Source organism: Kitasatospora sp. NE20-6 (assembly GCF_045862635.1).
The window spans coordinates 61,117-82,597 of record NZ_BPRL01000041.1 but is presented as its reverse complement, the minus strand read 5'-3'; the positions used below and the strand labels follow the sequence as shown (position 1 = coordinate 82,597).

General features: G+C 69.6%; 9 protein-coding genes. 6 read left to right on the top strand and 3 right to left on the bottom strand.

All coding sequences use genetic code 11. From position 1 onward, the window contains the following. Nucleotides 1–6: 6 nt before the first annotated feature. From SNE206_RS26140 to SNE206_RS26130, 3 genes are read right to left on the bottom strand one after another with little or no spacing between them, the layout of a single operon-like run. On the bottom strand, nt 7–1,506 hold the full coding sequence (locus SNE206_RS26140; protein WP_407915941.1) for a hypothetical protein: 1,500 nt from the start codon (nt 1,504–1,506) through the stop codon (nt 7–9). Beyond that, on the bottom strand, nt 1,503–2,666 hold the full coding sequence (locus SNE206_RS26135; RefSeq protein WP_407915940.1) for a hypothetical protein: 1,164 nt from the start codon (nt 2,664–2,666) through the stop codon (nt 1,503–1,505). Before SNE206_RS26135 ends, SNE206_RS26140 begins: the two co-directional genes overlap by 4 nt. 10 nt (nt 2,667–2,676) lie before the next feature. Continuing rightward, complete coding sequence (locus SNE206_RS26130) at nt 2,677–3,531, bottom strand: hypothetical protein (RefSeq protein ID WP_407915939.1); 855 nt, start codon at nt 3,529–3,531, stop codon at nt 2,677–2,679. 336 nt (nt 3,532–3,867) lie between these two features. On the opposite strand from SNE206_RS26130, the gene SNE206_RS26125 reads away from it, so the two are divergent. From SNE206_RS26125 to pglX, 6 genes are all read left to right on the top strand, one after another. Beyond that, nucleotides 3,868–5,319 carry a PD-(D/E)XK nuclease family protein gene (locus SNE206_RS26125; RefSeq protein ID WP_407915938.1) on the top strand — a complete coding sequence of 484 codons (1,452 nt, stop codon included), beginning with the start codon at nt 3,868–3,870 and terminating at the stop codon, nt 5,317–5,319. Continuing rightward, the gene (locus tag SNE206_RS26120; RefSeq protein WP_407915937.1) at nt 5,316–6,467 is read left to right on the top strand and encodes a hypothetical protein; all 1,152 of its coding nucleotides are present in this window, start codon (nt 5,316–5,318) and stop codon (nt 6,465–6,467) included. Before SNE206_RS26125 ends, SNE206_RS26120 begins: the two co-directional genes overlap by 4 nt. Next, on the top strand, nt 6,460–9,894 hold the full coding sequence (locus tag SNE206_RS26115; RefSeq protein ID WP_407915936.1) for a signal recognition particle: 3,435 nt from the start codon (nt 6,460–6,462) through the stop codon (nt 9,892–9,894). Before SNE206_RS26120 ends, SNE206_RS26115 begins: the two co-directional genes overlap by 8 nt. Nucleotides 9,895–9,942: 48 nt before the next feature. Then, nucleotides 9,943–12,783, top strand: coding sequence for a pPIWI_RE module domain-containing protein (locus SNE206_RS26110; RefSeq protein ID WP_407915935.1), 2,841 nt, complete (start codon nt 9,943–9,945; stop codon nt 12,781–12,783). Between the two features lie 239 nt (nt 12,784–13,022). Next, complete coding sequence (pglW, locus tag SNE206_RS26105) at nt 13,023–17,708, top strand: BREX system serine/threonine kinase PglW (protein ID WP_407915934.1); 4,686 nt, start codon at nt 13,023–13,025, stop codon at nt 17,706–17,708. 64 nt (nt 17,709–17,772) lie between these two features. Continuing rightward, nucleotides 17,773–21,447: a BREX-2 system adenine-specific DNA-methyltransferase PglX gene (gene pglX, locus SNE206_RS26100; protein WP_407915933.1), complete on the top strand. Its 3,675-nt coding sequence runs from the start codon at nt 17,773–17,775 to the stop codon at nt 21,445–21,447. The last annotated feature ends 34 nt before the right edge of the window (nt 21,448–21,481 follow it).

The window sequence follows — 21,481 nt, the reverse complement described above, 5'->3', positions numbered from 1 at the left end:
TGCTGTTCACTCCCATTCCTCCTCGGCGTCCTCATCGGTCGGTTCGTAGGGTTTGCGCGGGCCCCCGTGGGTCCACGGGGTGTCTTCCTCAGCGGGCAGCTTCGCCATGACGGTGCTGAGGTCGAGCACCGTGTAGGTGACCGGCTCTCCTACTTCTGCGAGAGTGCCGGGTGGCGCGGGCGGCTTCTGTTTCCTCGCGAAGCCGCCCTTGAGCTGGAGCACTACCAGGTCGGTTCCGTCGTGCGGGGTCACCTCGATGATCTCGGCGGATTGGCCGGGTCGCGCCGGGGAGGTCACCTTGGTTCTCGTGCTCAGGCCCGTCGGGCGGTCGGTGTGGACGGTGATGGTCGGTCGCCAGCGGGGGGACCTTGCCCCGGGGACGAAGTGGTTTTCCTCGCGGGCGACGACTGTCCCGCTGAAGGCCTCACCTGTCAGCTCGTACTGCGCCATCACCAGGGGGTCGTCGTAGGCTCGTTCGGCTTCGTACCGGGCGACCGCCTTCTCGAGCTGCGCCAGACGACGTGCCGCGCCCACGGCACGGTCGCGTCTGCCCTGCGGATGGCCGTGTTCGTCGAGGTAGGCCGCGTAGTCGGTGAACAGTTGGCGGTCGAAGGTCCGTCGTGCGGCGACGTGCTCGCCCTCGGGCAAGGAGCGCGCGAGGCCGGCTCCGCGCCAGATCAGGTCCCAGGTCGGCCGGAGCTGTCCCTGCAGTGCTTGGTCGATCCGCTCGCCGACTCGTTCTCTGACTCTCCCTTCGGTCTCCGCGTAGCGGGCGAACAGGTCGTGGAGGATGCCGTCGAAGCCCGGGTCCGTGGCGGGGCCGGCGGGCGGGCACACCAGCGGGTCCTCGGTCTCGCGTGCGGCGTCCGCACCGCTGCGGCCCCCGGGCGGGTCGATCCAGGCCACCACGGCCGCCAGGTGGGAGTCCTCGGCGGAGCTCTGGCCGGTTGCCCAATGGGCGGTGAGGACGCGGGTCGCGGCGAGTGTGGTGCTGGATCCGGGGAATTCCGCCTGGTCGGCGAACCAGGTCAGCCATTTGCCGAGCGTTGGCACGTCGGGGTGCACGGCGTGCGGGCCTTCGGTTGCGCGCAGCCGGGTGAGTCGGCCGAGCAGGCGGAGGTAGGCGATTCCCTCGCCGTTCGGGACGAGGAGCTGGGGTGCGTGCAGCGCGCGTTCCCGTTCCTCTGTTTCCTTGCCCCGGCCGGCTGTGTAGGTTTCGGTCTCGGCGCGGCAGTCTTCGATGTATGGCAGAAGTAGGGCGCCGAGCTCTTCGACGAAGCGGAACCTCATCGTTCTGTCGCGTGGCTGACGGACGGTCAGCAGTGTCGGATGTTGCGGGTCCGTGCCGGCCAGGGCGGCCAGTGGTGCGCAGGCCTCTCCGGCGAGGGTGAGCGGCACCAGGACGAACGGCTTCGCGTCAAGGTGCTGGTGCCTGACGGTGGTCAGTGGCTGGGCTCGGCCGGTCTGGGTCGCCCGCAGGGTGGCGACCGTGGTGAGCATGCTCATGCGACATCTCCTCGGCGCAGGCGATGCAGGCGCTCGGCGGCCAGGAGTAGTTCGACGGTCTCTGCCGCCTCTTCGCCTTGCGGCAGGGTCCTGTCGAGGTAGGCGAGGGCGGTGCTGGTGGAGTCGATGCCGGGCAGGTCGTTCCGCACGGCGCCGCCCAGCCGAGCCGGGGACGCTTGGGCGTCCGCCTCGTCGCGACAGTAGCGTGCCATCTCGCAGAAGGAGAGGCAGTCGGGGACATAGGAGGCAGGTAGCCGTCCGACCGATTCCAGGAGTTCACCCGGGTCCTGGTCAATGTCCAGCGTAGTCGTGTGCGGCAGGTCCCGGACCAGGCTCTCGGCGCGACGGAGCCGGGTCAGCTGGAAGGCGAGCGCGTCGAGCTCCTGACGGAGATCGATCTGGCGAAGGTACGGCCGGTTGGAGAAGTCCTTGGGGCAGACCAGCAGGAATGTGTCGGCGATCTGCTCGGTGTCGATGCCCGCGGCGGCAAATGCGCGGCGCAGTGCCAGGACGTACACGGCGGCCTGCTTCGCGGTCTGGGCGACCGCTGTCGGGTTGGCCTGGCCGTCGATCGCGGGGAAGGACCTGATCGCGACGGTGTGGAACTTCCCGTCGATCCGGTGCGTCAGGGCGTCGGGTTCCAGGTAGGCCAGCTGGCCGGCCACCTCCAGGGTCAGCACGGGGTTCTGGAGGATCAGCCGGTCTTGATGACCGGCTGCGATGGCCTCGATGAGGCTGCGGGTCTCCCGCTCGCGCACGGCGATCGTGGTGATGCCGCCGATGTCTGTGAGGTCCTGCAGCTTGGCTTCCTCGACGGGGACGCCGAGTTCATCACGCAGCAGCCTGATCAGCTCCGCGTACGCCCCCCATTTCACGAAGGCCTTGAACGCCTCCTCGCGGGCGATGGCGAACGGCGACTGGCCGAAGCGTGGTTCGTAGCCCATCCGCTGAGCCAGGGCGGTCTTGTCGACCCCGGAGGCGTCCAGGACGGCCCGCCTCGAGCAGGCCGGATTCGCGGTGAGTGCGGTGATCTTCCGGGCGCTGTACGGCTGAGGCGGCCGGCCGCCGCGCAGCTCGGAGAGCCGGTCGGGAGGTTCGAGTTGCTGAGGGGGCATCGTCTCGTCTTTGGGAGGGTTCGGGGCGTTGCTGATCTCCACCATCAGAGATCAACTACAAAAAGCCTCCAGCACTGCGAAGGGCATTGTGCAGTTCACGTGCGCCGAAAAGCTGTTGGACGTCACTGAGTTGTTCACGCGCGCGGCGGGCCGCCTCGGTCCGCTCCCTGTCGCCCTCGGCTTGGTGCACCGCGGCTTCGGTGTGCGCGGCGGAGAGAACACGGGCCGGGTCCGGCCGGGTGTCCTCGCTGTAGGCGCCAGGGATGGTGAGGGCGAATCGGCGCAGCAGTCGCCAGGCCGCGTCGGTGGGCGGGTGTCCGGCGTCGCCGAGTCGTTGGATCTGCTCGGCGGCGCCGATCGCGTGGCGGAGGAAGTCCGCGCGTGGGCTGAGCGAGGCGATGAGGCGTCGCTCCAACGGCCAGACCGACACCGCAAGCAGACCTCGTGCCGCGGTGAGGCGGTCGTGGTTGAGCGCGGCGCAGATGTAGTAGGGGCGGGAGTAGCCCTGCGCGGTGAAGGAGCGTTCTTCGTCCCGGCGGAGCGAGGCGAGTTTGGTGGCGACGAGCGGCTCGGAGAAGAACGCCTCGTACACCGCGGAGATGAGCTTGGGCGAGGCGGGTGCGCCGAGGACAGTCAGCGACTGGTAGACCTGCTCGCGCACCGGGATCGCGCCGTGGCTCGACTGTCCGATCGGTTGCTGCTGTTCCGCGGGCGGGCGGGGCGGGGCGACTGCAGGCTCGCCCTCCTGCGTCTCCTCTTCGTCCAACGCGGCTTCCCAGGCCTCCTCGACCTCGCGCAGTTCCTTGCGGATGCGTGCACTCACCGTCTTGTCGCCGGCGCGTCGCGATTCCCGCCATTGGGCGCGCAGGGCTGTGAGGCGCTTCTCGAGTTCCTCGACTGATGCGGCCATGGCGGCAGCGTAGTGCACCGTCCATCGATTTCCAAGATCAACCAAGTTGTTCCAAGGAAACTCTCCAAAGACTTCCAAAGATGTGCGCTATGGTCATGGCCCGGCGCACCCCCTCGTTCCAGGGCGGCGAGGTTCGGTGCCGCCGTCCTGGAAGGGGAGGGTATGGGCGACAGTGCGCGCTGGCGCAGGCCGCAGTGGATGACTGGCGATGACCGGCATGTGCGGATCAGCCCGGGGACCGGGGGCGATGAGGACCACACGTGTCCGGCCCGGGACGCCGCCAAGGCCCGCCCGGCGGTCACGACGCGGGTGCCGTCCCACCTGCCCAAGGAGGCCTTGGAGGACTTCACTCTCGGGCCGGTGACCGAGGTGCTCGACCTGGTCGAGTTCGACGGGGTGTCACCCGACCGAGCGCTCGCCGCGCTGGCCGGCCGCGAGCGGCCGCTGCACTTCGGGCACCGCTCCTACACCGAGCACGCGGTGGTCCGGTACCTGGCCCGTGAGGTCGGACGTGAGCTCATTCCGGTGCGGGACTACTGGGTGGTCCGCCGCGACAACGGACTCCGGTGGGAGTTGTATGCCTGGTGGCGCCGGTACCGGTCGGCGGACGGCACTCTCCGGGAGCTGCGGCGGCTTCGGCATACCGGTGCCCGGTCGTCGACGCCCGGCGAGGTCGCGATCGCCGCCTACGCCGCGGCGTTCGGGGCGGAGGCGTCCTGGCCGCGTCGGTGGAAGCAGCCGTTCGCCCTGACCGGAGTGCCGTCCCCGCCCCATCGGATCCGGATCGTGGAGGTCGGCCTGGACGACGGATCGTCGACGGTCCAGTTCGAGGGCAGTCCGGAGGATGCCAAGGCGTACTACGACACCTACGGCGCCCATCAGGTCCAGAAGGTCGTACGCGGCGGGGCAGCGCGGCCCGGGTCGGCATGCGTGGGGTGCAAGCAGTTCACCGGCTGCGCCGCGCTCCCCCGCGTCCCTGGTGTACTCGGTCTCTCCGCACGCCCGGCACCGCTGCGCAAGGTCTCGGTGAGTGACCTGCGTTACCACGCCGTCTGCCCGGCGCAGTCGTATCTGCGGGCCCTGCACCTGCCGAAAGAGGACGAGTACGCCGACTCCGCCAAGCTGGGCCAGGCTGTTCACGACTGGCTCGACCGGCTCCACCTGCGCCACGGCCACCCGGCCTGCTCGGTCGCCGACATGCCGCCGCTCGGCGTCAACTGGACCACCGGCCGGTGGCAGGTCTCCGACGGGGACGCAGCAGCCGGACGCGCCATGCTGCTGCACCACGTCGACGCTTGCCCCTTCCAGGATTCCGGGCTGATCGAGGAAGTCGACTCCGAGGCCCTGCGGGCGATTCACGACACGGCGGCCCATGCCTTGGTCATCAGCAAGCCGGACCTGCTGTACCGGGAGGACGGCTCCTGGATCTGGCGGGAGCTCAAGACCACCCGTCGGCACCCGCGGCACGGCGAGGACCTCCTGGACCTCTACCCACAGCTCGCCCTGGCCGTCACGTTGCTCGCCTCGGGGGCGCTCGGCGGCGACCCGTCCGGGTCACGCGTGGAGGTGGAGATCCTGCGGCCGGACGGCTCGGACCCGCACATGATCGACCCCACCGATCCCGAGCGGCTGGCCAAGGCACGGTCCGTGCTGCGTGGCTACGCCGGCCCGTGGCGGGACGACCGTGTCTGGCCGGCGCAGCCGGGCGGCCATTGCCGGCAGTGCCCGGTGTCCCGGTGGTGCGTCAGCGCCGCCACGACCGACTCGAGCGGGGAGAGCAACGCATGAACACCATCAACACCACCGCCGGCACCGACGAGGCGCTGCTGCGGGAGATCGCCACGGCCCTGGTCGATCTGTCCCGTCTGCGCGCCGTACCGAACCCGGTCTATCCCGCCAGGGTGCAGAACTCCTACAACCGCCTGGTCCTGCACTGTCTGCGCAACGATGTCGAGCCCCCGGGCAGTGTCCCCGAACTGGCCCGGTGGGCACGCGAACGCCCGCTGTCCGACTGGCCGCTGAAACTGCCGACAGATGCCCGGCATGCCGGCTACCGCCTCTCCGACCCGGAGACCCGACTGCCCAGCCAGCTCTGCCTCGAGTGGACGGTGAGCGCGGCCGATCCGGCCGCCGAAATGTTCGAGAACGAGGTGATCCACGAAGCCCTCGCCACGTGCCGGGCGGCACGCAACCCCGGCGCGTACACGGCCTTCCGGAGCCTGCTCACCACCAGTCCGGTCCTCACCGGGGCCGAACTCGCGCTGCTGGGCGGCGACCCGGAATGCGGCATGCTCCTGCTCTCCGTCCTGAAGCGCTGCTACGAGCCGGTACCTGCGTCCTACCTGACGGACCGCGCAGGGCGGCAGTGCGGACGGTGTCGTTGCCTCATGATCCCCCTGATCGACGGCGGACACAGGTGCGAGCTCGACCGGTGCCGCCGCGACGGCACCGGAGCAGACGGCAAGCCGATCCGCGCCGACAACGGTGGTCTGTTCCAGCTCTCCCGCCCGCTGAGGATGTTCGTCACCAGCCCTGGCCTCGCCGAAACCGACCTTCAAGCCGCGCTTCACCGCCTCTTCGGCATCACGGCCGAGATGTGGCCGAACTTCGACGCCTACGACCTGCGCGTCCCGTTGCCTGACGGACGGCACTGGGCTGTGGACGTCAAGGACCGCGTCAACCCGGTGCTACTCGCCCGCACCCTCACGCCGTTCCGCAGCGACCCGCCGTACGACCGGGCCTTCCTCGTCGTCCCGCACTACCGCTTCAAGGAGAACGAGGCATACGGGCGGCAGTTCCGGCGCCACCTTCCGGTCGACCTCGCCGAACGCGTCGACATGTTGGACGACCGGGCCTTCCTGCGCCTGGTGGGCAACGAGATCGCCATCCGCCCTGAGCGGGCGGTCACCCCCGTCGAAGGAGACGACCATGCGTGACCGGCGTGGCTGGCACAACCGCTGCTCGCCGCAGCAGCTCCGCGAGGTCTGGCCGGAGAGCCTCGGCCAGTTCCGGCCGACCGACCTCCTCGATGTCGAGCTGGGCCTCTACCTCCTGCAGAGCGCGACACCCGGCCGCACCGCCCTCGATGTCTGGCCGCTGCTCGGGGGCTACCCCTACAGCGACGTGTTCGGCGACGTGCGCACGGAATCCCAGCGGCTGCGCCTCCTGCGTGCCCGCCACCGGCTGTGGGATCTGCGCCGGCGGACCACCTGGCTGGAGGCGCTCACATCGTACCTGGAGGTGCCCCAGCAGCTGCGCGGCTACGACCTGGACGCACCGGACTCGGTGCCGCGTCGCCGCGAGCCGACACGCTCGAGCCGGCGGTTCGAGGTGTTCGAGGAAGTCCTCGGCCAAGCGCCCGACTTCTCCACCCGGACCACCCCGATCGCCGAACCTGGCGAGTACACCTTCCGGGTGGACGACCGAATGCACTCGGTGGTGCTCACCGACGATCTGCTCACCGGCGTCCGGCCGCTCGCACATGACCTCGACGCACTCCCCGGCGGGCGTGGCGCGCCGATCGAGGCCAGCTGGACGGACCTGGAAAAGGCCGCCGACGCGATGGACGCCGCCGAGGCCACCACGCCCGACGGCGCCCCGAACAGGTGGCGCGACCGACTCGAACGCGTCCGGCTGCTCGTCCGGGACGAGGAGCTCGGGCGGTTCACCGAACAAGGGCAGCTACGGATCGACCGGCTGCTCCACCTGGTGGGGATGGTCGGCGCTGGCAAGTCTACCGTCCGCGACATCCTGACCTACCACGTGGTCACCGGAGAACCGGCCCGCCGGGTCACCATCGTGGTCAGTGATGTCGCCGAAACCCTCGCGGTGGTCGCGCAGTTCGAACGGCTCGGAGTGCGGGCCGCACCGGTCCTCGGCCAGTCGACCCGTGAGCGCAACATCAGCCGGCTGCACCGCCGTACCGCGACAGCGGGCGCCGAGACCATGCTCGGGCACGACCACCCGGGCTTCGCCTACCTCAGCAGCGCCTGCCCGGTGGACGTCCTGCGCGGTCTGGAGGCACGCCGACCGCTCGGCATCCGGCAGGCCCCCTGCACCGGGCTGTTCACCGTGGTCGACACACCGGTCGGCGACCCGTTGCTCGACGTGGAGGACCCGGCCGCGCGCCCCGCCAAGCGGCCGAAGCCACAGCGGCGCCTCTGCCCCCTCTGGGACCGCTGCCCCCGCCACCGCGGCGCCCGTGAACTGGTCGAGGCCCAGATCTGGGTCTCCACCCCGGCCGGGCTGGTACACAGTTCGGTCCCGCAGCATCAGCACGACGAGCAGCTGCGTTACCTCGAACTCGCCTGCAGGCTGAGCGACCTCGTCATCGTGGACGAGGCCGACCGGGTCCAGATGCAGCTCGACACCGCGTTCGCGCCGGCCAGCACCCTGGTCGGCCGCTCCCCCAACTCGTGGTTCGACGAGGTCGCCGTCCACAAGTTCCAGCAGATGGCCCGGGACGGGCGACTGCAGCTCTCGGCACGTGACGTCGACGACTGGACCAACGCGGTCAACACGGTCAGCGCCGCCACCGACCGGCTCTACGCGCTCCTCGTCAAGGACGAGCGCCTGCGGAACTGGATCAGCGTCGACTACTTCAGTGCCTTCACACTGCACAACCTGCTGCTCGACAGCTGGTTTCCCGGGCGGGAGAAGGGACAGCAACCACTTCCGGAGGCCCAGGCCCTGGACCGCGCACTGTATGAGTTCCGGGACGACCCACTACACGAGCACCCAGCCGACAGCGACGATGAGGTCACACCGATTGTCAACACTCTGGTGCACCTCACCCTGGAACTGCTGCACGCACCGCACGGGGCCCGAACCCGCGACCGGCTGCGCGACACCCTGGAGAACCTCGTCGGCCGCGGATCGGGAGTACTCGACCGCATCGATGTCCAGGCCCGGCGCTTCGAGTTCACGCTGATTCTCGCGGCCCTGCACAGTCGGCTCGACTTCATGACCACGCTCTGGCCGCGTGTCGAGGCCGCGCTGCACCTGGAGAACGCCTCCAATGTGCTCTCCCGCAGGCCGCCCAAGGACTACGAGGCGGTCATTCCCGAATCTCCAATGGGCAACGTCCTCGGCTTCCAGTTCCGCCTCGACGACCGCGAGTGCGACGGCGACCGAAGCGGCGAGCTCCGCTTCTTCCACTGCAACGGGGTTGGTCGGGAACTGCTGGTACGTCTGGGTGACTTGTGCGCCGTGGACGACCGGCCCGGCCCCAACGTCCTTCTCATGTCCGCGACCAGCTGGGCCGGTACCTCCAGCCGTTACCACCTGCATACCGAGGTCGGCGCAGTCCTTCGGCCCCGGGACGAGGAGGTCGCAGCCGTGCTGGGCACCGAGTTCCGCAAGGAGTTCCTCCACTGGCCGGGCGGAGAACGCCCCAGGCCCCTGCGCCTGTCCGGATGTGACCCCGAGGAGCGTCCGCAGGCTCTGCTCGAGATGCTCCGACAGCTCGCCGTCCCCGACCGCAGTCTGCCCGGTTCGCTCAGCATGCTGGACACCGAGCTGGCCGAGATCGAGGACCCTGAGCGACGTCGGATCCTGCTTCTGGTCGGCAGTTACGACGAGGCGCGCCGCGCCGCGGAGTTCCTCAACCGGATCCCGGAGTGGAGCGGCCGTGTCACCCAGCTCGTCTCCGACGACACCGATGCCGACCACGCCTGGACCAGGCTCCCGCAGGACACCACAGTCCGCACCCTCCCCCGGGGCGACGTCCGGACCTTCCCCCGGTTCGGCGGAGACCTCCTGGTCGCTCCGCTGCTCGCGGTGGAGCGCGGACACAACATCGTGCTCGGCTCGGGCAAGGCCGCGATCGGCAGCGTGTACTTCCTCGCGCGGCCGCACCCGCGACCGGACGACATCTCTCTCGCCGTCCAGTCCATCAACGACTGGGCCACGCGCCAGCTCCGAGACCGCGACGGCACCTTCCGACAGGCCGCGCTGGCCGCGGCCAGCCCCGACCGGGCCGCCGTCGCGTTCCGCAGCACCGCCTTCCGCCAGTGGACCCGCTACCTGACCCGACGGATGGCCTGGTCCAGCCTGCGCGAGGACGAGAAGATCGCCTTCACCTGGGACCAACTCGTGGTGATGTGGCAGGTCATCGGCCGACTGGTACGCGGCGGAGTGCCCGCCCGGGTCGTCTTCGTCGACGCCGCCTTCTCCCCCCGGGAAGCGGGCTTCCAGGCAGCGGACACCCCGGACACCAGTCTGTTGGCCAGCATGCGCGCCGTCCTCGCTCCCTACTTCGGCGAGGCCGCGGACGAGGACGCCGTCGAACCCGCGGACCTCGACAAGTCCCTCGTCCAGGAGCTGTACGAACCGCTGTACCGCGCCCTCACCGGCATGGCCTGACCAGGCCCTCACACCTTCAACCCGCCCGCCGTCACCGTGGAGGACACCATGGAGTACCAGCGCATCAGGGCCTCCGCCTATCGACCCGTTCCCGGCCGGGACCACTTCACCGTGCCCATGCACTGCCTCACCCTGCCCGCCGCGTGGGAAGAACCACTGCTCGCACTCCGAGCAGGCGGGCGACCCGAGCGACGCGGCCCGCATCCCCGCCGGGTACCGACCAAGGACATCAACCAGCTCCTGCGAGCAACCGCGCCCGACATCGTGACGGTCGACGCTACTGCCACGTTCGGTGCTGAACGCCCATGGCTCTACTGCACGCAGGCCTATCCCCAGCCCGTCACCAACATGTTCGTCGCCGCTTGGCTGCGGAACCTCCAGCGCAACCCGGAGGACCCCGAGAGCGCCTCGCGACTGCTGGCCTGCTTCCGCGACCTCGACACCGATTCCCTTCGCTGGCAGGCACGGACCGTCGACCTGCTCGAACAGCAACCATCCATGAACGGCACCGCCAGTCCCGCACCGCACGTCTACCGGCTGCTGACCGACCATCTCGCCGCCCGCATCGCGGCCCAGCCCCCGTACGAGCACGGCGGAAGTCAGTTGACCTTCCATCAGGTCGCCGGTCTTGGCGGAGCCCGGGGCGCCGGCAGTGGCGGCGCTGAGCTGATGTCGTGGCCGCCGATCGAGTACCGGACCAAGCGCGGCACCGGTAGCCCCGCGTACTACTCGGCCACCCTCCGAGTCACCGTGCGCACCGTGCCGTTCTCCCCCGTCCCCCGTGTCCACCTCAGTGCAGGGGTCCGCCGTTTCGTCAGCGGCCACGTATGGCTCCCCTACCGCAAGGGCGCCTCGGTGTACCTGCTGCCGGACTCCTCCCTGGTGCCGAACGGGCCCTCATCCAGGCGCTTCTCCGTCGCCACGCTCCAGTGGCGCAACGGCACCACGGAGTGGCGCCAAGGCGGCGTCGGCGGCATGCTGGCCGCCGTCACCGCGCTCGACCGGATTCCTTCCCCGGAGCGACTCGTGAAGGAGTCCGAGCACTGGATCGGCGGCCGAGACGGGATCCGGCTCGCGGTCGGTCACCAGACGGCCATGGGATCCCACCCGGTGCACGCGGGCCTCATGCCGAGCGAGCGCCGCCGACTCGTCGAGTGGGCCGAACAGGCGCTCCTGCCCGACCTCGTGCCGGCCCCGCACCTCGAGCGCAGCCGGCTCGCCCGGCCGCCGAAGAAGCAGCTCCGCAAACTGCCAGCCATCCCGAGGAAGGAAACCTCGCCGGAGAAGCTCGCCGCCATCCTCGACACCCACAGCCGGATCTCGGCAGCCAACGCCGCGACCCGCCGCCGGGCGATGGCCGAGGCACTGCCCGACGCCGAGCTAATCGGCGTGCTGCTGTACCAGTCGGACGGTCAACGCGACCGGCTGGTCGCCGCCGCCGAGAAGGGACTCGGCCTGGCCGACGGGCGGGTCGAACACGGCCCGAACAACTGGACGTGGAAAACGCCTGAGCTCACGGTCCGGCTCCACACACACCCGTTGGGCGCACTCGGCGAACCGCTCGGCCGTGACCGCGTCCCGCGGATCGGCATCGAGCACGACGAGGCGATCGCGGACCGGCGCCGGCTGGTCGCCTCCGAGGTGGCCGCGCTACGCGAGAGGGTGCCCGGCGCCCAGCTCGCCCTCGTCGAGCTGGAGGGCCTCGATGTGTACCGCGGCCCCCGTCGGCGGGCCGACCCGAAGCACGCGATCCGGTTGGGCTGCGCGGACGGCGGGTTGGTCACCCAGTTCATCCGGCCGCTGGACACGGACAGCGATCCGGAAAAGGCGACCGAGGAAGCCGCTCTTCGGGCCGAGGCCGCGTGGGCGGACGCACTCCGCCAGCTCGGCCTGCGGCTCGTGCCCCAGCACACCTTGGGCGAACTGATCCCGGAGGGGCTGAACCAGGTCGCCTTCCACCTGGTCGAACGTCGGAGCGACGGGCCGACCGGCAAGCCGCAGTTCACCCCGATCGCGGTGCTGCTCCGTCCCGGCGCCACCTGCGTCCTCGGCCGGAGCGCCGACATGCAGGAGTGGGTGCCCTACCCGGTGCTGCTGAAGTCGCTCACCGGGCGGGTGCGGGCCGAGGAGCTGCGGAGCGAGCCGGCTCAGTCGGCCCTCACGGCCGCGTTCATCAAGAACACGCTGTCTCGGCTGCGCAGCACCCCCACGCTGGTCCTGGCCCACGCCCAGGACATCCGCAAGCGCTGGCCGTGGCTGCGGAACGACGGGCTGGAGCGGGACAGGCTCGGGCTCGACGGCGGTCCGACCCAGCGACTCGGCCTGTACGGCAAGGGGCTGCGGATCGTCCGGATCGCTGACGCCACCCGGGACGAGACAGCGCAGTGGTGGGCAGAACGGGAGGAGCTCACCGCAGACCTCGCCGGCCGGCAACGCGGCGGCATCGCCAAGGGGCTCTGGGTTCCGACGGAGCCCGACGCATCGGGCCGCGTCTTCTACAGCACGGCCGACAAGTCGAGTACGCAGACCGGTCTGACCAACGACGACGCCAAGCTGACCCCGCACGTCAACCCGAGTGGGCGGGATGCGTACCGCCCCACGGCGAACGCCTGGAACCCGAGCCTGCTGGAGTTCACCGTCGCCTGCCTGCAACCGGGAGACGACGCCGAGGCGTGGGCGGCCTTCGTCCACCAGCAGCGGTTCAGCGAGGAGTACCGCGACGCACTCGGGCTGCCGCTGGTCCTGCACCTGGCGAGGCTCGCCGACCAGTACGCGCTCCCCCACAGGGACGAAGACGACGTGGTGGACCCGACCGACGCCGCAGACCTGCTCCCCGAAGCGATTGTGCCCACGGAACAGCTGTTCTTCGACTTCGACACCGATGAGTGACTTGGTGGCGCCCAGGGCCGGAACCGCACTCGCCCGGACCGGCCCGCCCACTGTGCAGGAACACCGAGAACGCACCCACCACCCTCCGAGAGGCGTCGGCCTTCGGAGGCCGTGCGATCCGGTGGACGCAGTTCACGCAAAACAGTCCCCAACCGTCCGCCCGGGTCCCACCGTGCACGCTGTTCGTCTGCGGTGAGGCCTAGAATCGCGGGGACGCAGGGGGCAGGACGGGGAGTGGTGTGAAAGACGAGCGGTGGACGACTGTCACCGAGTCGCAGTTCGAACATGAGCGCCGTGGCCTGGAGGCGATCCGGCGTGCCCTGCGGGCACAGGACGGGGAACCTTGGCGTGCCTGGTCGAACTTCACCTTCACCGCGCACAGCGGCCATGTCCGCGAGGTCGACCTCCTCATGGTCGCCCCGGCCGGCGTCTTCCTGATCGAGCTGAAGGACTGGCACGGCTCGGTCGCGGGGGGTGGCCGCGACTGGATCCAGACCACCCCGGGCGGTACCAGCCGACGTCACTCCAATCCGCTGCACCTGTCCAACCAGAAGGCCAAGGAGCTGGCCGGTCTTCTCCAGTCGGCCGTCGGTACTCGCCCGCGCATCTGGGTCGGCGAAGCGGTCTGCTTCACAGACGAGAGGCTCCGCCTGCAGCTGCCTGCCGCAGACCTGAACGGCGTTTTCACGGTCAGGCAGTTGGCCGAGATGCTGGCCACGCCGCCCGGTGACGCCCGTTACGCGGTCACCGCCGACGTTTCCCGGAAGGTCGCGCAAGGACTGCAGAGCCTGGGAATCGCACCGATCCGACGGCAGGAGGAGGTCGGGGGGTACCTGCTCGACTCCGCCTCCTTCGACTCCGGCCAGACCTGGGCCGACTACAAGGGTGAGCACACCCAGCTCCACGACATCGCCAGGGTGAGGGTCTTCCTCAGCGAGCGCGGCGCCTCGAACGCCGAACGCGCCTCGGTGGAGAAGGCCGCCGCACGTGAAGCCGCGGTGCTGAACCGGTTCCGCCACCCCGGCGCGGTGTCGGTGAAGAACTACCTGCCGGCCGGGCACCCGGCCGGCCCTGCGATCCTCTTCGACTACCACCCGCACACGATGCGCCTGGACGACTACCTCGTCAGCCACGGCCAGGAGCTCGATCTGCAGGCCCGTCTGGCCTTGGTCCGGCAAGTCGCGGAGACGATCCGCTCCGCGCATTCGCGACGTATCTACCACCGCGCCCTGTCCGCCCACTCCGTACACGTCATTCCGCGCAACCGCGGCGTACGCGGGCACGAACTCAGCGAGGCCGAGCAGTGGGCACGGCCCCGCTTGGAGATCGCGGACTGGCAGATCGCGGCCGGCAGACCTGGAACCGGTTCGTCCGGCAGCGGACGTCGTCTGACGCAGATGATGTCGCCGAGCTCGCTGTCCTCGCTCCACATCGCCGACCAGGCCGACCTGTACCTCGCGCCCGAGCTGACCGCCGTGAAGGCCGACCCGGTGCGCCTGGACGTGTACGGCCTGGGTGTACTCACCTACCTGCTGGTCACGGGGAAGGCGCCGGGAGCGAGCCGGGCGGAGGTGCTGCGCCGGCTGGAGAGCGGCGAGTCGCTGCGGCCCGGTGCGCTGGTCGACGGCCTGGATCCGGACATCGACGACCTGGTGGGGGCTGCGACGGCGTTCGACCCGCTCCGTCGGCTCGCCGCACTCGACGATTTCATGGAGATGCTGGAGTTCGTCGAGTCGTCGTTCGCTGCGGCGGAGCCCACGGATACGAACGACGGTGACGGTGAGGGTGGGGGTGGAGGTGACGAGCCTGGTCCGGCTCCTGCACCCGAACCGGAACACGACCCCCTGGAGTGCGTCGCGGGCGATGTGCTCGCAGGCCGTTGGGAGGTCGAGCGGCGACTCGGTACGGGGTCGACCGCGCGGGCCTTCCTCGTACGTGACCTGGACGCCGAGCCGCGCCGTAACGGCTCGCGTCCGCCGGTCGTGCTGAAGGTGGCGCTGAGCGAGGCCAAGCATCCGGTCCTGGAGCGGGAGGCGGAGGTTCTCGGCCGGATCCACCAGGACTCACGGATCATCGGTCTCGCCATGCCCGAGCCGCTGACGATCGGCGGCCGCCGGGTCCTCGCCCTCGAGTACGTGGGTGACGCACGCGAGCAGCGTGGCGGGGAGGCGGGTCGCTCGGAGCGGCCACAGCGCCGCGAGGACACCGTGGCAAGGCAGTTGCGGGAGGTCGGCCGCCTCGGCATGGACCAGCTGGAGAGGTACGGGCAGTACCTCTTCGGTGCCGTCGAGCACTTGGAGGCCGAGGGTATCTGGCACCGTGACCTGAAGCCGGACAACATCGCGATCCGCATCCGACCGAACGGCACCCGTCAGCTCGTCCTGATCGACTTCTCGCTGGCGGGCTACCCTGCGAAGGAGATCGAGGCGGGTACGGAGGGCTACCTCGACCCGTTCCTGGGCACGTTCCAACGCGGCGCGTACGACGGGCACGCCGAGCGGTACGCACTCGCCGTGACCCTGCACGAGATGGCCTCGCGTGAGCTGCCGCAGTGGGGCGACGGCTCGGTCACCGCGCGGCAGACGGTCGCGGAGGAGTGGCCGTACCCGAAGATCGCGGCGGACGCGTTCGAGACGCCGGTGCGCGACGGCCTGGTGACGTTCTTCCGCAAGGCACTCGCGCGGGACGTCAAGGACCGCTTCCCGGATCTGGTTCCGATGGAGCGGGCCTGGAAGCAGATCTTCATCGAGGCGCAGAAGACGACGGCGCCCTCCAAGGGGCACGTTTCCGGCGAGGAGGAGACACCGGCCGGTGACGAGAGCGAGGCCGCGCTTCAGGTCCGTGAGGGGCAGGCCGCGCAGGCGACGCTGAGCACGCACCTGTCGGTGGCGGGCCTGACCCCGGCCGCGCTCTCCCAGCTGCACGCGATGGGCCTGAACACGGTCGGCGACGTCGTCACCTACAAGGCACGCAAGTTCCTCACCGCGCCCGGTATGGGTTCGCGTACGCGTGAGGAGATCCAGGGCCGTCAGAAGGAGTGGAACGCGCGGCTGCGACAGCCGGTCACGCCGACCAGCAGTGAGGCACGCAGGAAGGCGGAGCAGGAGCTCACCGATCTCGAGGAAAGCCTCGCGGAGGCGGTGGGGGGTGAGACGGCCACGGAGGTGTACGCGCGGCTCAGCCTGGACGCGCTCGCGGCCCGGTTGGTGCCCAAACCCGCGACAGGGCGTGGGGGTTCCAACGAGACGACCCGTGAGGGTATCCGGCTGCTGCTCGGTCTGCCCGACGAGCAGGGCCACTACCCCGCAGGTCCGGTGTGGGCACGGCAGGCGGACGTGGCGAAAGCCCTCGGGGTCACCCCGGGCCGAATCCCGCAGATCGTGAAGAAGGCGCGGGAGCGCTGGCACGAGGACGCGACACTGTCGGTCCTGCGCGAGCAGGTGGTGGAGATCCTCGCCGATCGCGGCCGAGTGGCGTCCGCCGTCGAGATCGCAGACGCGCTCATCGCCCGCCGTGGCACCGAGGTCGCGGACCGGCGCGGCCGTCGGACGCTCGCGCTGGCACTGCTGCGGGCGCTGGTGGAACGGGAGCAGTTCTACGACGCCGAGAAGAATCAGCAGCCACCGCTGCTGCACTACTTCCACGCGCCGGCGGTGCGCGGCACGGAGCCCGTACTCGGCCTGCTCGTCATCGACGTGCGGGAAGGCACGGACAGCCCGGACACACCGACCAAGCCCGCACTGCAGGAGTACGCGGTGAAGCTCGGCGCGAAGGCCGACCGGCTCGCAGGCCTGGAGTCCCTGCCGACCGCGGCGACCGTGCTGACCGAACTGGGATCCGTCGCACCGCCGCCGGGTGTGCTCGGCTGGAACGAGCAGCGGATCGCCGAGATTGCGGTCGCCGCGTCCACGCGGGCCGCACTCACACCCCGCCTGGAGATCTACCCACGGGATCTGGACCTGGTACGCGCCCTGCGCATCACCCAGGCCGGCATGGTCGCCGTCCAGCCGGAGCTGGAGGAGGCACGGCAACCCGGCCTGCGCGTGGAGGACGTGCACAAGCTGGTCCACACCCGCTTCCCCGTCCTCGGCTCCGACCCGCTCGTCACGGCCGAACTCCCCACAGGGAAAGAGCTGGTGACGGCGCTGCGCAAGGCCGGTTTCGACCTGAAACTGGGGACCCGATACGACCGCGTGCTACGGCTGCTGCCCGACCGCCCCGCGGGCACCGGGGCCGGCGGCAGCCAGATGACGACGAACGGGCGCTCGCGCACGGGAACCGCCTGGTCAGGGACTGCGTCGTCCGCGAATCGGCAGGGCGCCGCCCGGTACGACGCCGACCAGGCCGTACGGGCCGCGGCCACCGCCGAACAGCGGCTGACGTACGACGCGGGCAAGGACGGGCTGCGGGTACTCACCGTGCCGTCGCGCGGTGCGCACACCGCGGCACGACTCCTGACGCAGGCGCCTTACCGGGCGGAGGCGGTGTCGCTGACCGGACTGTTCCTCGACGAGCTGCACGCGATGGTCGACGGGCGGCCCCGGCCGACCTGGCAGACGGTCCTCGAAGCGGACGCCGCCGCGCCCGGTTCGCGAGACCGGCAGAACCTCGGCCTGGTCGCCGCACAGGCGTGGAAGCAGCTGGAGCCGAAGCTGGCAGCCCGGCTCGAACGGGTACCGGGGGCGGACGGGGGGCCGCTGCTGCTCACCGAGGCGGCGGTACTGGCCCGTTACGACGCCCTGGACGTCCTGGACCGGCTCGCGGAGCTGGCACGGGAGGGACGGCGGCCGTTGTGGCTGCTCGTCGCCCAGTCCGACCCGTCCGACCCGCCACGCCTCACGGGGAAGGCCGTGCCGTACCAGGCGGCACTCGGTGAGTGGATCCACGTGCCGGAAGCGTGGGTGAAGGCACGTACCGATGCCTGACAATTGACCACGTCGTCCCTGTGCGCACCACCTACCTCATGCATCACCCGAACGGGAGCCATACGTGATCGAGCGCAAGAGCCTCCTCGCCGACCTGCAGCAGCAGGTCAAGGCGGCCGAAACCGACCTGGACGCCCAGGTCAAGGCCGTACCCGAGGTGAGCGCACGGCTACGCGGGGAGTACGAGCAGGCGCGCAAGGCGAACCGGACGGCAGCCACATGGAGTGCGTGGCTCGGGGAACGGGTCACACAGGTAGCCGTCGCCTGGGTGCTCGGCACGGTCTTCGTGCGTTTCAGCGAGGACAACGGGCTGATCGCCGAGCCGTACGTCACCGCACCGACGGTCGCGGGCCGCGACGTCGCGCAGGCGCGGTACGAGGAGTACGTCGACAAGGACGACGACCCGACGTACCGCGGCTGGCTGGAGACGGCCTTCGCGGAACTGGGCGCGGGCCCGGCGGGGCGGCTCCTGTTCGACCGACGCCACAACCCGCTGTTCCAGATCCCGCTCTCGCACGAGGGCGCGGGCGCACTGCTGGAGTTCTGGCGGCGGGAGAACGGCGGGGACGCGACACTGGTCCACGACTTCACCGACCCTCTGGAAGAGGACGGCGACGGCACGAAGGGCTGGGACACCCGCTTCCTCGGCGACCTGTACCAGGACCTGAGCGAGGCTGCCCGTAAGACGTACGCGCTGCTGCAGACCCCGGAGTTCGTCGAGGAGTTCATCCTCGACCGGACGATGAAGCCGGCGATCCGGGAGTTCGGGTTCGAGGGCCTGAAGATGATCGACCCGACGTGTGGGTCAGGCCACTTCGTGCTCGGCGCGTTCCGGCGGCTGGTGCGGCTGTGGGTGGACGAGCGGCCAGCCGTGGGCCCGTACGAGCGGGTGCGGGCGGCGCTGGAATCGGTGCACGGCGTGGACCTCAACCCGTTCGCGATCGCCATCGCCCGGTTCCGCCTGCTGCTCGCGGCGATGGCTGCGAGCGAGATGCGGACCTTCGCGGAGGCGTCGGCGTACGAGTGGCCGATGGGGCTCGCGGTGGGCGACTCGCTGCTGCCGACGGAGTTCCGGCAGGAGGGGCTCTTCGAGGTTGCGGGGGCGGCGGTGGAAGGGGCTGAGGACCCGTACTTCGCGCTGAGCACGGAGGACGTCTTCGAGCACCCGGAGATTCTGCGGAAGGGCCGCTACCACGTGGTGGTGGGGAACCCGCCGTACATTACGGTCAAGGACAAGACACTCAACAAGGTGTACCGGGAGCTATACAAAGACGTCTGTTCCGGCAAGTACGCGCTGTCGGTGCCCTTTGCGAAGCGGTTCTTCGAGCTCGCAGTACGGGGCGACGACCCGAGGAGCGGGCGCGGGTATGGCATGGTCGGCCAGATTACGGCGAACTCCTTCATGAAGCGGGAGTTCGGCACGAAGCTGATCGAGGGTTTCTTCCGGGACAAGATCGAACTCACGGAGGTTATTGACACGTCGGGGGCCTATATTCCCGGCCATGGCACTCCCACGGTCATCCTCATCGGCCGCCCCCGGGAAGGTGCCAACCGCCAGGTAACGATCCGCACGGTACGGAGCATTCAGGGCGATCCTTCAGCGCCGGAGAATGCCAACGAAGGGCTCGTCTGGCGCGCGATCACCGGCCAGATTGACCGTCCGGGAAGTACGGGACAGTGGATCTCAGTCGGCGATTTGGAGCGCGGTCGTTACTTCGGCAAGCAGCCGTGGGTGCTGGCGGACGGTGGACGCGAGATCCTGGATCAGGTTGGAAACCGAGCACAGGGCACAGTAGCCAATCAAACCCTTCGGATTGGCTTCTACGGCGTTATGGGGTCCGACGACGCCATGACCGCGCCCCGCGATGTCTTCACTCGCCACCAAGCAGAGACCAGCAGCATCCGCCCACTCTCAATCGGCGACGAGATCCGCGATTTCTCCTTCAGAAATGGGGACGATGCGTTCCATCCCTACGGAAAGAACAAGAAGCTGATCCAGCTCCAGGATATTCCCCATATCTCCCGTTGGATTTGGCCATACCGCACCGAGCTGGGGAATCGCGCAACTTTTTCCGGCAAAACTTACTTCGCCGAAGATCGTCCGTGGTGGGAGTGGCACCAGATCCCCCGGGATAGCGATGCCCATGGCTGGGCGATCGTTTTTGCATTCGTCGCCACGCACAATCACTTCGTGCTGGATCGAGATGGAAAGGTGTTCAACAGGTCTGCCCCCGTAATCAAGCTGCGGGAGGGGGCGACGGAGGAGGAGCATCTGGCGCTGCTTGGGGTGCTAAACAGTTCCACTGCCGGGTTCTGGCTCAAGATGGTAAGCCACAATAAGGGTTACACCGTGGACACGCAAGGAGCACGCCAGTCCACAATCCCCTTCGAGGACTTCTACGAATTCACCGGCACGAAGCTCCAAGAGTTCCCCCTTCCCGCAGCCTTCCCCACCCCCATCGCCACCGCCCTCGACGCCCTCGCCCAGGAGCTGTCCGCCGCCTCCCCCTCTGCCCTCACCGCCCGCGAGACACCGACTCACGCCGCCCTGCGCGAAGCCCGCGCCCGCTACGACGCGATCCGCGCACGGATGATCGCGTTGCAGGAGGAGCTGGACTGGCAGGTGTACGGGCTCTACCAGCTGCACGCCGACGAGCTGCGCATCTCCGAGGCCGACACCGACCCCGAGAGCGCCGCCGTCCCGTCCCTCGCCCTCGGTGAGCGCGCGTTCGAGATCGTGCTCGCCCGCCGCGTCGCGGCCCGCGAGGCCAGCGACGAGTGGTTCAAGCGGCACGGGTCGACGCCCATCACCGCCATCCCCGAACACTGGCCCGCCCCCTACCGTGCCCTCGTCCAGAAGCGCATCGACGCCATCGAGGCGAACCGCGCGCTGAACATGATCGAGCGCCCCGAGTACAAGCGCCGCTGGGCCACCGACGGCTGGGACGCCATGCAGGACAAGGCGCTCAAGGCGTGGCTGCTCGACCGGGTAGAGGACCGTCGGCACTGGTTCGACCAAGAGGGGAATCCGACCCTGGTCTCCCTCGCCCTCCTCACCGAAGCCCTCAGCACGGATGCCGAGTTCGTGTCCGTCGCCGATATCTACACACCTCGGCAGGACTTCGCGAAGACGGTGCGCGAGCTGCTCGGTGACGAGCACGTGCCGTTCGTCTCCGCCCTGCGTTACAAGCCATCCGGACTGAAGAAGCGCGCCGACTGGGAACACGTCTGGGATCTCCAGCGCAAGGAGGACGCCGCCGAGGACGAGCCCGCCAGGCGCAAGGTCCGCGAGCGCACGCCGGTGCCGCCGAAGTACACCTCCGCCGATTTCCTCAAGCCCTCTTATTGGCGGGCCCGCGGCAAGCTCGACGTGCCCAAGGAGCGGTTCGTCTCGTACGGGTCGGCGAATGTCCAGCAGCCCGCCCTCTACGGCTGGGCGGGCTGGAACCAGCTCGAGCAGGCGCTCGCGCTCGCCTCGTACATCGAGGACGCCGGCAATGGCGTCGAGGGCATGGACCTCGTCCCGTACCTGGCCGGGCTGCTCGAACTGCAGCCGTGGCTCGACCAGTGGTACGGCGAGTACGACCCGGGCTACGGGGCCGCACCCGCCGCCGAGATCCTCGGGTTCAGGCAGCTCAAGCAAGGTGAACTCGGTCTCACCGACGATGACTTGAGGGGTTGGAAGCCGGTCGCGGCCAAACGTGGCGGGCGCACGGCGACCGCGAAGTCGGACAGCTGAGTCGGGACCGGAGAGGCGAAAAAGTCACACCATG